Consider the following 14,198-nt stretch of genomic DNA (forward strand, 5'->3'; position numbering starts at 1 on the left):
AAAAGAAAGGGGCAGATCGGAGTCCCTGGCAAGAACCGGATCTGCCCCCTGGGAACTGTAAACCTGTTTCAAAGTAGTCCCCGCCGTCATTCTCACAAAAAGGTGGGGGGATTGGCAAGGAGGAAATGTGAAACGCTATTTCGTTGCGGTTTTGGCGGTATTCTGCCTGATGATTCCTCTTCATTCGGTTCCGGCGCAGGAAAACGAGGAGGTGACAGCAAATTCCGCTGAACAGGAGAAATCGGGAAAAGACGAAAAAGAGGCATCGGTAAAAGAAACAGCCGCCCTGGAGCCCATGGTGGTAACGGCGACCAGAACGGAAACACCCCTTTCCGAGGTGACCAAAAGTGTCAGTGTGGTGGATCGGGAAGACCGGGCGGTCCGGGAGCAATACTACATTCCGGAATTGATCGATACCCTCCCCGGCGTCATCATGGAGCGAAACGGAGGGCCGGGGCAGTTCACCAACATCAGCATACGCGGGGCGGGAGCTCAATACACCCAGTTTCAATACAACGGCATGCCTTTGAGGGATGCCGCAGATACCCAGCATACTTTGCAATATTTCATTGGAGACCTCCAAAGCGCAAGCAACCTCGACCGCATCGAGGTGCTCAAAGGAACCAACAGCACTCTATACGGAACTCAGGCGATGGGAGGAGTGATCAATATTATCCCGGAAAGGTGGCGGGAAGGGCTCACGGTCAGCCTGCGAAATGAAATGGGAGAATACAACACATTCATCGAAAACGGCCGGTTTGCTTACGGGCAAGAAAAATATTACATCGACCTCGACCCCCTATACACGACCACCGACGGCGTGAAGAACGGAGGCAAGTACGGGTATTACTACGAAAATCTGGGATTCACGGCGGGAGCGGGAGTAAAGCTTAGAGACGACATGACGCTGGAGCTCAGCAATATCATGTACGACTCCGATCTGGCCATGAGCGAACATAATCCCTCGCTGGACAAAAACTATCAGCTCGTTAAGAACGTGGCCGACCCAAACAGCCATAGAGAAAGCTTCCTGAACCAGACAGGGCTCAACTTCAACCACCAGGTCTGTTCGATGTGGGATTATTCCGTCAAGGCGTCATACGGAGAAACCGAACGCCATTATTTCTGGTCCAAAATATCCGGAGACCGTTCCAACTACGACGGCTCCACCAGCTATGTGGAGATGCAGCATAACGTTCATGCCACCGAGTGGCTCACCCTGACTATGGGGATGGACTATGAAGGGGCGAGCTATGACGGGCGTGAACCCCTGGATCCCGGCAGTGGAATATACGATCCCGTCGATTTCGATTACGACTGGGGAGGATACGATCTCTTCGGGCAGGCCCAGTTCGCCTTTTTCGACCGGTCCCTCTTTTTCACCGGCGGCCTGCGCTACAACGACCACGAGGAATTCGACTCCAAAGTGGTCGGGGAAGTTTCCGCCGCTTATATTTTCAAGCAAACCGACACCAAAATTCATTCCCACTTCGGTACCGGCTACCGGACACCGTCTCTCTATGAAATTTACGGCGGTTACATTTTCATGGGGCAACTCATCACCGTAGGCAATCCCGATTTGGAACCTGAAGAGAGCACCAGCTACGAATTCGGTATCTCCCAATATTTTCTGGATAAAAAGATCGAACTGGGACTGACCTGGTTCCACATCGATTTCGATGACCAGATCGCCTATGACGGTTTCGCCAACCAATACGTCAATGCCAAAGAGGCCCAGACACAGGGTGTCGAGGCATCCTTTTTGACAAGACCCTGCAAATACTTCAGCTTCGGTGCGGCATACACCTACGCGGACTCCAAGTACAAGAACGATCCCACCGACGCATGGATTCGAAAGGAGTACCTGCCCAGAAACAAGCTGAGCTTCATTTTGGAGACCTACCCCCTGGAGAGGCTGAGCATGTCGGCAAAAATAACCTGGCAGGATGAAAAGATCGTTCCGCTCTATGATCCATACTGGAACAAGATCCGATGGGAAGAAGACAGTGTCGCCACAGTGGACCTGGCCGCAACCTACAAAGTCCTGAAGGACTACAAGTTTTTCAAGGACTTGGATCTCTTCATGAAAGTGGAAAACCTCATGGATGAAAACTATTCCGAAGGCGGGTACACCATGCCCGGCCGCTGGGTTTACGGCGGTTTGAAAATGGTCTTCTAAGTACCTATCCGGAAACCACCTGTGGACTTGCGCCCCCCCTTGGTCCCCCCTCGAGGGGGGAATTAAAGGGGGGTGTCCGCTGCCGAGGCAGGTTTTCGGATAGGCTCTAAAAAACTCGATGAAGACGGCTCCACGTTACCTGATGCTCCTGCTGACAACGGCCTGCAATCTCCGCTGCGCCTATTGTTACAGGGAAGAGGAGGTCCATCCGCTCTCCATGCCCCGTGAAACGGCGATGAGAGGCCTGAGGCTTGCCGCATCTTCGGGCCTGCCGTTTCATGTTCAAATGACGGGAGGGGAGCCGACCCTTCAACCGGAGTTGATCGAATGGGTCGCCTCGACCACGCGAAAAGCGGGCTGGCCGGCAACGCTGGCTCTTCAGACCAACGGGACGACGATGGATCGGGCTCTGGTAAGGCTCTGTGCGAAATATGACATTCAAGTGGGAGTGAGCCTCGACGGTCCCCCCGAAGTTCAGGAAAAACTGCGCGGGGGAGCCCTCGCCACGATCCATGCAATGAAACTCCTTTCACAGGAAGGCGTCCCGTTCCGAGTGACTACCGTCGTCACCCAGCAGAATGTTGCGCATTTGAAGCAGATCCCCCTTGTCCTCGGCGCATTCAAAAGCGCACGGGGAGTGGGAATGGACCTCTTTGTCCGAAAAGGAAGGGGAGTGAAAGGGGGTGTGTCTCAAGCCACTCCCGAATCCCTTGAAAAAGGAATCACCGGCTTTATGGCAACACTGAGTGGGGTCAACGCCAGGCGAACCTCTCCTCTGCGGCTTCGGGAAATGGACTTGTTGGAACAGGCATCTCATCGAAAGAAGAATCCGCCCTTCTGTCATGCCTGCAAGGGGGAAAGCCTGGCAATACATCCCGATGGAACGCTCTATCCCTGTTCACAGACGGCCGGCGATCCCCTTTTCGCCGCGGGAACGCTGGATCATCCCGATAGAGAGCGCCTCATGGCCTTGAAACGGTTCACATTGTTTTCCGAGGAGTGCAAAACCTGCGTCCTGGCGGATCGCTGCCCGGGCGATTGTCCCAGCAGGCAGTATTACAATCGAGGGGGAACCAATTCTTTGACCTGTGTGATGTACCGCACTTTATGGAACGGCTCCAGGAAAAATGGCGATTTCAACCTTCTCCTTAACTCGACGTTCTCAGATTTCATGTGACAGTGTCGCACCAAGAGCCTATCCGAAACCCATCCTTGGCAGAGGACATCCCCCTTCAATTCCCCCCTCAAGGGGGACTGAGGGGGTTATTCCAAGGTCCATAGGAGGTTTTCGAACAGGCTCTTATTCAGCCATCGTTTTTGCTTAAAGAGCAGGACTTATGCATAAAAATGTTTATCCATTTTCCGCCATCGTGGGACAGGAAAAACTGAAGCTTTCCCTGATCCTGAATGCTATCAACCCTCAAGTCGGCGGAGTCCTCATCCGGGGCGAGAAGGGTACGGCCAAGTCCACAGCAGTGCGTGCGCTGGCGGCTCTGTTGCCGGAAATCAAGGTCGTTCAGGGGTGCCCCTATTCGTGCGACCCGGATCAGCAAAGCGAGCTTTGTGAAAAGTGCCGTGAAAAGCGGGCGCAACATCGGGAAGTGTGGCGCCGCACGAAAGTGATCACACTTCCCTTGAATGCCACCGAGGACAGGGTCGCAGGGGGAATCGACTTCGATCTGGCCATAAAAAAGGGGATACGCGTCCTTCAGCCGGGGCTCCTGGCCAAAGCACACCGGGGCATTCTCTACGTGGACGAAGTCAACCTGCTGGACGACCACATCGTAGACATCATCCTGGATGCGGCGGCTTGCGGGGAAAACCGCATCGAGCGCGAGGGGATTTCCTACCGTCATCCCGCCCGCTTCATCCTGAGTGGGACCATGAATCCCGAAGAAGGGGAATTGAGGCCGCAGCTTCTCGACCGATTTGGGCTTTGCGTCGAGGTAACGGCCGAAGCCGATCTCGAAAAACGGGCACTTCTCATGCAATACCGGGAAGAATACGACCTGGACCCCCGGGGCTTTCAAGAGCGATTCCGCGAGGAAAACGAAAAGATCGCCGCCCGGATCATCCACGCCCGGGAAATCCTGGGTGATGTGAGGCTCCCGCGGCATCTCCGGTTGTTCATTTCCGAGCTCAGTACGCAAAACCATGCAGCCGGGCATCGGGCCGACCTGGTCATGGAACAGGCAGCCAAAGCTCACGCCGCCTACCACGATCGCTTTGAAGTCACGATCGACGACATCAGCGAAACGGCTCCCATGGTGCTTCTACACCGAAAACGGGATGAAGCCCCGGCACCCCCGCCCCCTCCTCCGCCTGCGAAGAATGAAGAGCAGGAAAAATCCCCGGAGGATGAAAACCCTAATCTGGATCCCATGGACGAGCAGCAGAATGACTCCCCCCAGGAATCCCAGCCCCCGCCCGAAGAGGCGGATTCCCGAGCGGACGATGCCCCACCGCCTCCCCGGGACGACGGGAAACAGGATCCAATGGACCCGGAGGAAAAAGAGGGAGAGCGGGAAATGCGGGAACAGGTCTTCGAGGTGGGAGCGACCTTCCGCATCAAGCACTTTGAAGCCCCCAAGGACCGGGTCGTTCGGAGGGGGTCGGGGAGAAGATCCCGCACGCGCATTTCACAAAAACAGGGGCGATACGTCAAGAGCACCATGAAGAGAGGAACGGGGGACATCGCCCTGGACGCCACTTTGCGGGCTGCGGCGCCTTATCAGCAGAGCAGGAAGGGAAACGGGAAGCTCGCCGTCTACCTCAAAGATGAGGATATACGGGAGAAGATCCGGGAAAAGAGGATCGGGAACTTTTTGCTTTTCGTGGCGGATGCAAGCGGCTCCATGGGAGCCCGAAGCCGCATGGCGGCTTCCAAGGGAGCCATCATGTCCCTGCTCCTCGACGCCTATCAGAAGCGGGACCGCGTGGCCATGATTTCCTTCAGAAAGCGGGAAGCGGTGCTCAACCTCCCCCCCACCTCCTCCGTGGAACTGGCGGGAAGGCTGCTCAAAGAGATGCCCGTCGGAGGAAGGACTCCCCTCTCAGCGGGATTGGTCAAATGCCATGAGATCCTGCGAAATCAGTTTCTGCGGGATCCGAGCATGCGGCCTTTCGTTATTTTCATCACGGATGGAAAGTCCAACGTGGCGCTGGGGGAAGGGAAACCCGTAGAAGAAGCCCTGGACCTGGCCGCCAGGATGAGCCTGGATCCCCGCGTTCAGTTCATTGTCGTGGACACGGAAGAAGACGGAGTCGTCTCTTTCGGCCTGGCACGGCAGCTTGCCGCTGCAATGCATGCCCGATATTTCAAAATCGACGACCTCAAAGCGGACCAACTCGTGAACGTTGTGAAAGGAACGGTTCAATGACCCAGAGAATGACATACCCTTTTGCCGCTATTGTGGGCCAGGAAAAGATGAAGCTGGCTCTCACCCTGAACCTCATCAACCCCACCCTCTCCGGGGTCCTGATCCGGGGCGAGAAAGGCACAGCCAAGTCCACCGCGGTGCGCGCGCTGGCGGAGATCCTTCCTGAAATCGAAGTGGTCCGGAGCTGCCCTTTTCAGCTTTCCTTGAATTCCGAACGGGACGTTTGCAGGGAATGCGCCCGGGTGGAATGCCGTGAAAGAATCCTCAAAGGGGAACCGGTCGAAACCCTGAAAAGAAAGATCCGGGTGATCGAGCTTCCCGTGGGGGCCACGGAAGATCGCGTGGTGGGGACCCTCGACCTGGAACACGCCCTCAAGATGGGTGAAAAACGGATCGAGCCCGGCCTTCTGGCGGCGGCTCACCGAGGGATTCTCTACGTGGATGAGGTGAACCTCCTGGACGACCACGTCGTGGACGTGCTTCTGGATTCCGCGGCCATGGGAATCAACACCATCGAACGGGAGGGAGTCTCTTTTTCTCACCCGGCAAGGTTCACTCTCGTGGGGACCATGAACCCCGAAGAGGGCGAATTGAGGCCTCAACTGCTCGACCGATTCGGCCTGTGCGTCCATATCGAGAGCCTTCAGGATCCGGAGCAGCGCGTCGCCATCATGGAACGGAGGGCAGCCTTCGACGAAGACCCAGAAAGCTTCTGCAGGCAGTGGGAAGGGGCGTCGGCTCAACTGGTTCGAGAAATCGAAAACGCCATTCAACTCTATCCCAGGGTAACCGTCGACCGCTCCCTCTTTTTCGAAATCGCCGCATACTGCCTTGACGTGGGGGTAGACGGACACCGGGGAGACATCATCATTTTGAAGACGGCCAAAACGATCGCGGCCTTCAACAGCAGAACGGAAGTGATACGGGAAGATATCGATACGGCCGCGGAGCTCGCTCTGCCTCATCGCATGCGGCGTCAACCGCTGCAAGACATCGTCATGGATGTGAAGAGCGTGCGAAGGAACCGAAATCAAGGATGAGGGGTACGGCCATGAACGCCTATACACTCTGCTACTACAGCGCCACCTCCATGGAGATCGCCTCCCTCAGCCAGGGGGTGTCGCAATACCAGGAAGAGGGCGGACGTATCAGAGTCCTCGCGAGAACGAAGAGTCAGCTTTTCGATGATTCCCGAATCCATGCCTTCGTCCAGGCGGCCCTGGAATCCGACGTGATTTTGATCACGCTGCACGGGGGGGAGGAGTCCTGTCCCGCATTTTCCCCACTCATTCAGGCATTGGAAGAAAAAAGATCGCTGGGAGAAAAAACACCCCATTTCCACATTCAACCCTCCGCCGGGGATGAGGATGCCTCGGCCTTGGCCCAGAAGCATTCTGACGGCTTCGGCCGGGAGGTCTGGAATACCATCAGCGGCTATCTCCTCCAGGGAGGAGCGCTCAACTGCAAAAACCTTTTAGTCTACCTGCACAACCTGGTCTTCCACAAGATCGAGCCCCTGGAACTCCCCCAGCCCCTCCCTCATGAAGGGATCTATCACCCCGACCTTCCGGGAGTTCCCGATTTCGAGAAGTACCTCAAAGAACGGGTCGATCCCGGCAAGGTCACGGTGGGGCTCTGGTTTTACCAGACCTACTGGGTCAACAACAACCTGGCCGCCATCGATGCCATCATCCGGGAAATCGAAAGGCAGGGAGCCAACGTGATCCCGGTTTTTCACTTCAGGTACAAGGATGCCCTGAGGGGGAACCGGGGGGCGGACTACATCGTGGAACACTTTTTCATGGAAAACGGACGCCCTCGAATCAATGTTCTCATCAATCCCCTCATGTTTTCCCTGACCCTCGTCGCTCCGGAATGTAAGGAACTCCTTTCGCGACTGGATGTTCCCTTCATCCAGGCCGTCTGCACCATGAATCCCCATGCGGTCTGGAAGGAAAGCCCGCAGGGGCTGACCGCCATGGACGTGACCTATTGCGCCGCACAGCCCGAATTCGACGGAGCGCTCATCACCGTTCCCGTGGCAACAAGGGAGGAAGATGCCGTAGATCCCCTGACGGGCGCCCTTCTCACCCGGACAATGCCCATCCCTGAGCGGGTGCAAAAAATGGTTTCCCTCTCTCTCAACTGGGCGCGGCTTCGAAGGAAAGAGAACGCCGAAAAACGGATCGCTATCGTCTTCCACCATTACCCTCCCCGCAACGACCGCATCGGCTGTGCCGCGGGGCTGGACAGCTTCGAGAGCGTCAAGCGGCTGCTCGACCACATGCGGGATGAGGGATACCGCATCGACCGCACGTTTGAAAGCGGCGATGCCCTGGCCCGGGAAATGCTGGAGCGCATGACCTGCGACAGGCGGTGGCTGACTCCCGAGCGCATGGCGGAACGCGCTGAAGCCCATGCAGGGGCAGAGCACTTCGTTCCGTGGCACGAAGCGCTTCCCGCACCCATTCGAGAAAAAATGACGGCGGATTGGGGAAAGGTTCCAGGGGACCTTTTTGTGCACGACTACCGGATGCATTTTCCCGGAATGATCGACGGAAACGTCTTCCTCACCATTCAGCCCCCGAGGGGCTATTTCGAAAACATCGACAAGATCTACCACGACATGTACCTTTCCCCGCCGCATCACTATCTGGCTCATTACCGCTGGATCAGGGACGTTTTCAAGGCCGATGCGGTCATGCACGTGGGCAAGCACGGGTCGCTCGAATGGCTGCCGGGAAAAGGGGTAGGATTGAGCGAGGAATGCTATCCGGACCTTTCCATTATGGACCTTCCCAATGTCTATCCCTATATCATCAACGATCCCAGTGAGGGAACTCAGGCCAAACGCCGTTCGTACTGCTGCATCATCGACCATCTCACTCCCGCCTTCACCAATGCGGACCTCTATGAAGACCTGGCAAAGGTGGAAAACCTCGTCAAGGACTACATCGAAGCCAGGCAACAAAATCCCGACAAGCTGAACGTGCTGAAACCCATGCTCTGGGAAGCCGTCGTACAGGCCGATCTGGACAAGGATCTGCAAATCGGCGAGGCGGAAGCCTTCCAGGATTTCGATCGTTTCCTGGAACGCCTCCACGACTGCCTGACGGATCTGGCCGACACCATGATCAACGACGGGCTCCACATCCTGGGTACGACCCCCGAAGGTGAAAAACTGGTGGAATTTCTGGTGCAACTCACCCGGCTTCCCAACGGGGAGGTTCCGTCCCTTCGAGAATCCGTGCTGAGAGCCATGGGCTACGACCACGACGACCTCTTGGAAAACAAGGGGAAAACTCTGGAACAATACGGCAACAGGACCGGCGGGGAGATCCTCCGCCTGGGCCATGAAGCGGCCCTCGGGATGGTGAGGGAGCTCGAATCCGCTGGATTCCAGCGGGAAAGCATCCGCTCCGCCGTCGAGTCCTACCTGGGGGTCTATCACGCCGATGTTGCTTCGGTTCTGACATACATCACCGAGACCCTGGTACCCCGAATCCGACAGGTGACCGACGAACTGACCGCGAGCCTCCGGGCTTTCGACGGACGGTTTGTGCAGCCTGGGCCTTCGGGAGCTCCCAGCCGGGGACAGGCGGATATCCTGCCCACCGGGCGCAACTTTTATTCCGTGGACCCGGACAAGATCCCGAGCCCCGCAGCCTGGGAAGTGGGCAAGAGACTGGGAGACGGGCTCATCGAACGGTATCTTTCAGAAACAGGTAAGTATCCCGAGAGTATCGGCATCCTTCTCTGGGGGGGACCCACGATGAGGTCGAAGGGAGACGACCTGGCCGAAATCCTCTACCTCATGGGGGTGCGTCCCCGGTGGCGGAAAGGGAGCGGAAAAGTGGCCGGCCTGGAAGTCATTCCCCTGTCGGAACTGGGCCGTCCTCGCCTGGATGTGGTCCCCAGGATTTCCGGCTTTTTCCGGGACGCCTTCCCCAACCTGGTGGAACTCATCGACAATGCGGTGAAAATCGTCGCCGTACTCAAAGAGCCTCTCGAAAGCAACATCCTGCGGCGTCACGTGCTGGAAGATCAGCAGACCTACCGCAAGGATGGGATGTCCGAGGAAGATGCCTTCAGGGAAGCGACTTTCCGCATCTTCGGCTGTCCCCCCGGTACCTACGGTGCCGGAGTCGCCGAATTGGTGGAATCCAAGCACTGGAAAACCCAGGAGGATCTCGGGAACAACTACATCCGCTATACCGCTCACGCCTATGGGAAGGGAAGCTACGGGAAACAAAAACCCAAAACGTTCCGAAAAATCCTCTCACGCATGGATGTGACGATCAAGAACGAGGATTCCCGGGAATACGACATGCTCTCCTGCACTGACTATTACAACTATTACGGGGGGCTCATCGTTGCGGTCAAGACCGTCCGGGGGGAGCTCCCGCACGCCTACATGGGCGACAGCTCGGACCCCCGGCGGATCAAGATCCGGTCCACCTTCGAAGAGGCCAGGCACGTTCTGCGCTCCCGCCTTCTCAATCCCAAGTGGCTCGAAGGGCTGAAACGCCACGGTTACAAGGGGGCCGGAGACATTTCCAAGATGATGGACGTCGTATTGGGCTGGGATGCCACGGGGGAAGTGATGGAAGACTGGATGTACGAGAGGATGGCCCGAAAATACGCCCTTGATCCCAAAATGCAGGAGTGGATGAAAGAGGTCAACCCCTACGCCCTCCAGAACATTCTGGACAAGCTCCTGGAAGCCGTCAACCGAGGGATGTGGAACGCTGACGAGGAGATGGAAAAAGAGCTTCGCAACGCCTACCTGGACATTGAAGGGGAAATCGAAGAAGTGACGGAATGAGGCCTTTCGCCTCACGATGGGAGATGCACAATGAATATCGTTTTTGTCCATACGCACATGTTTCACCACCAAACGTGGAAAAGGGTCGCCGACCGTCTCGAGAGTGAAGGCATTCGTCTCAGCATTTTTCCGCAGCAAAACGCGCCTCTTGTCCTGGATATGCTGGCTGCGGGGGATACGGATCTCTTCCTGGGGGAACTGTCTCAGGGGCTGCCGGCTTTCAAAGAGCTGACAGCGGCAGCGGAACAGGCCAGGCATCGCATCGGCTTCGGAATGGAAATGCCCAAGGGGTTCTCCACTCTAAGCGAGGACGTTCTCTCCCTTTTCAAAAGCTATATCGCGAAGGTCTCCGAGGAAAACTATTATAACGGCATCAAATACCTCGCTTCTCAGGCCGGCATGGATACGGCCTACGAAGCCGTCCAGCCGGTGAAAACACACGGCATTTACCACTGCGATGCCCCGGAAACCTTCGGAGACACGGCTTCCTATCTCAACTGGCATGAAAAACACCGGGGCGTCTCCAGCGACGGGAACATCGTCGGAATGCTCTGTTATCATTCGCAGATCGTCGAAGGGAACACCGTCGAAATCGATGAAGTGATCCACTCCCTGGAAGATCATGGGCTCGTTCCCCTCTGCGTTTTTTGCGAAGGCATTCCGGACAGCTCCCTGCTGCCCGACAGACGCTACCCCTGGCTTTCATACTTCAAGACAAACGGTTCCCACCCCGAAGCCGTCCTCAACCTGCTGGGCGGCCGCTTCCTGGCTCGGCAGCAGGATGTGCGACATCTGCAGGGACTGGATGTGCCGGTTTACCAGCTCATTCGCAATTATACTCAGACCGCCGGACAGTGGCTCGAAGATCCCGTGGGGCTCTCCGGCCACAGCCTGGTCTATGCCGTGGCCCAGCCGGAAGTGGCCGGAATCATCGAACCCACGCTGGTGGCGGCGCTCGCGATCGAGATATCCCCCGCCGATCCGGCTTCTTCCAGGCCATTCACTCCCATCGAGGAACGCATCGATACCCTCTGCAGGCGGCTGAAGCGTCTCATCCGGTTGCGGCGGCTTCCCAATTTTCAAAAACGCATCACTTTCGTTCTCCACAACAACCCCTGCAAGGGAGTGGAAGCCACGGTGGGAATGGCGACCGGACTGGACGCCTTCCAAAGCCTGGCGTCCGTCCTGCAGGCCATGAAGAGTGCGGGTTACGACACGGGGGATGCGCCGGCAAACGGCAAGGAAATCCTGGAAATGATCCTGCAGCGCAAAGCTGTCTCCGAATTCCGCTGGACGACGGTTTCGGAAATCGTTCAAAAGGGGGGTGTGCTTTACCGCATGGGACGGGAAGAATACGAAACGTACCTGGATTCCCTGCCTTCGGAAGCCAGGGAGCGTGTCCTCTCGGAGTGGGGGGGCTTTCCGGGGCAGGGAATGGTTTACCGGGAAGACGGACGCGACGTGCTGCTCATTACGGGCCTTCGGTTCGGAAAGATCAAGATCATGCCCCAGCCCAAAAGAGGCTGTTACGGTTCCAAGTGCAACGGCGAAGTCTGCCGCATCCTCCATGACCCCGAACTTCCGCCGCCTCACCACTGGCTGGCCACCTACAAGTACATTCGGGACACTTCCGATGCGGTCGTTCACTTCGGCACCGGAGGGTCCCTGGAATACCTTCCCGGGAAACGCGCCGCCCTTTCGGAGCGATGCTTTCCCGCCCTCTCTGTGGACGACCTCCCCCATATCTATCTCTACGTGATGAACGTTCCCGGTGAGGGGCTGATGGCCAAACGGCGCGCAGGCGCCGTGATGGTGGATCACCTCACCCCCGTTTACCGGCCTGCTGAAATGGATGAAGAAACACGGCGACTGGAGGCCCTCCTGGAACAGTACTTCAGGGCCTCCGATATGGGGGAGGCGGCGCGCCTGGATCTCATCGGAAAAGAGATGCTGCCCCTCATGAAGCGACTAAAATTCGTGGAAAAGGACGACGGCGGCGAGGATCTGCAAGAAAAGGCACGGCTCGCGTCGCGCCAGATCGAACTCACCAAGAGGGCCCTGGCCCCCGACGGCATGCATATTCTGGGGACTTTTCCCGATGCAACGGGCAGAGCCCGGATGCTTACGACCATTTTGCTCCATCCCTCCCCGGAACTGCCCGACCTCCAGGGAATCACACAAAAGCTGGAGGGGGGAACAGGGAACGTTTTTGAGGACGGAGTCGAAATTACGCAGTCGATCCTTGAAAACCTCAAGCCCGAAAGGCTGCCCGATGAACTGCTCACCCGGGAGAGCTTCAACGGCCTGGCGGATTGGTGCCGAAACATGGATTGGCAGATCAGGGAGAGCCGGCGTGAAATTCCTCAGCTTCTCAAGGCCCTGAACGGAGGCTACATAGAACCGGGCTTGAGCGGCTCCATCTACCAGGGCAAAACGGATGCCCTCCCCACAGGACGGAATTTCTTCGCAACGGACGTCACCATGCTTCCCACCCGGGCCGCTTGGGAAATCGGCTGCAAACTGGCCGACAGGCTTCTCTCCAAGTTCCTGGACGAGGAAGGCCGCTTTCCGGAAAACATCGGGATCAACCTCTGGAGCTCCGATGCCTTCAAATCCGACGGGGAAGTCTGTTCCCAGATACTCTATCTCCTGGGGGTGCGGCCCGTCTGGAATGCCTACGGGCGGGTCGGCAAGGTCGAGGCCATCCCCCTGGAAGAGCTGGAGATCCGGGTCGCGGGAGAAAAAATAGTCCGTCGCCCGCGCATCGACGTGACCATCCAGGCGAGCGGTATTCTGAGGGACATGGTCATGAACTTTTGCGAACTGCTCGACGATGCCGTCCTCCTGGTGAGCCGCCTCGATGAACCCGGGGAATGGAACTTCATACGAAAGCACACCTTGGAACACATGGATGCCTTGCGAAGCGAAATGCAGGACCGGCTCTCCGAATCGCAGATTAGAAGGCTGGCCAGTTTCCGTGTTTTTTCCTCGGCCCCCGGTACCTATGGGCTGGGAGTGGGACTCGCCCTGGACGCCTCCGCCTGGGAAGACGACAAGGACCTGGCGGAAGTCTATGTCAACTGGGGCGGATACGCTTACGGTTCCAACAAAAACGCCGAGGGACTCAAGGTGTACGGTATGGAGGTGCAGGACCTGCTGGCCCGGCAGCTGTCCAATATAGACGTATCTTTCATGAAACAGAGCACCGCGGAATACGACATCCTAGACTGCGGATGCTACGCTGTGTTCCAGGGGGGGATGGCGGCCGCTTCCAGGGCTCTGGGCGGTAAGGGACCGAAGCTCTACTGGGGAGACGCCAACCAGGCCGATACTCCGGACATACGTGATTTCAAGGAGGAAATCGGGAGGTCCGCCCGCGCCAGGCTTCTCAACCGCAAGTGGATCGAGAACATGAAAAGGCACGGCTATCAAGGGGCCCAGGACGTATCGAGCCGCGTGAACAACCTCTTCAAATGGAGCGCCACCTCCCGGGAGGTGGAAAAATGGGTTTTCGACTCGGTGGTGGAGTCCTACATCCTTGATCGGGAAAATCTCGAGTGGCTGCGGGAAGCCAATCCGCATGCCCTGGAGGAACTTACCCGCAGGCTGCTCGAAGCCCACTCCCGCGGACTCTGGGAGGCCGACCCGGAGTTGCTGGCCGAGGTGCAGTCCGCCGCCCTCACCATCGAAGGGGATATGGAGGAGATGATGGGCGACGTGGAAGGGGAATTCCAGGGGGGCAAGGTGGAGATGTTGACCTCCCGCAACGTGGAGAAGTGGGAGCCCAAATGGACTTTCAAGAAGCCGTAGAAAG

The 14,198-nt window shown here is 57.3% G+C and carries 6 protein-coding genes; all 6 read left to right on the forward strand.

Translation table 11 applies throughout. The features are described 5' to 3' along the window. The first annotated feature begins 127 nt into the window (after window positions 1-127). The gene (locus QMG16_RS10175) at window positions 128-2,179 is read left to right on the forward strand and encodes a TonB-dependent receptor plug domain-containing protein (RefSeq protein WP_281793988.1); all 2,052 of its coding nucleotides are present in this window, start codon (window positions 128-130) and stop codon (window positions 2,177-2,179) included. 118 nt (window positions 2,180-2,297) lie between these two features. After that, entirely contained in the window at window positions 2,298-3,356 is a 1,059-nt protein-coding gene (locus QMG16_RS10180; protein WP_281793989.1) for a radical SAM/SPASM domain-containing protein, read from the forward strand. Between the two features lie 160 nt (window positions 3,357-3,516). Further along, window positions 3,517-5,559: a putative cobaltochelatase gene (locus QMG16_RS10185; RefSeq protein WP_281793990.1), complete on the forward strand. Its 2,043-nt coding sequence runs from the start codon at window positions 3,517-3,519 to the stop codon at window positions 5,557-5,559. Beyond that, a complete protein-coding gene (locus QMG16_RS10190; RefSeq protein WP_281793992.1) occupies window positions 5,556-6,599 on the forward strand; it encodes a magnesium chelatase ATPase subunit I in 1,044 nt (347 codons plus the stop codon). Before QMG16_RS10185 ends, QMG16_RS10190 begins: the two co-directional genes overlap by 4 nt. Before the next feature lie 11 nt (window positions 6,600-6,610). Then, the gene (gene cobN / locus QMG16_RS10195) at window positions 6,611-10,384 is read left to right on the forward strand and encodes a cobaltochelatase subunit CobN (protein WP_281793993.1); all 3,774 of its coding nucleotides are present in this window, start codon (window positions 6,611-6,613) and stop codon (window positions 10,382-10,384) included. A gap of 30 nt (window positions 10,385-10,414) precedes the next feature. After that, a complete protein-coding gene (locus tag QMG16_RS10200) occupies window positions 10,415-14,194 on the forward strand; it encodes a cobaltochelatase subunit CobN (protein WP_281793995.1) in 3,780 nt (1,259 codons plus the stop codon). Window positions 14,195-14,198: the final 4 nt, after the last annotated feature.

The sequence above is a fragment of the Desulforhabdus amnigena genome (assembly GCF_027925305.1).
GTDB lineage: Bacteria > Desulfobacterota > Syntrophobacteria > Syntrophobacterales > Syntrophobacteraceae > Desulforhabdus > Desulforhabdus amnigena.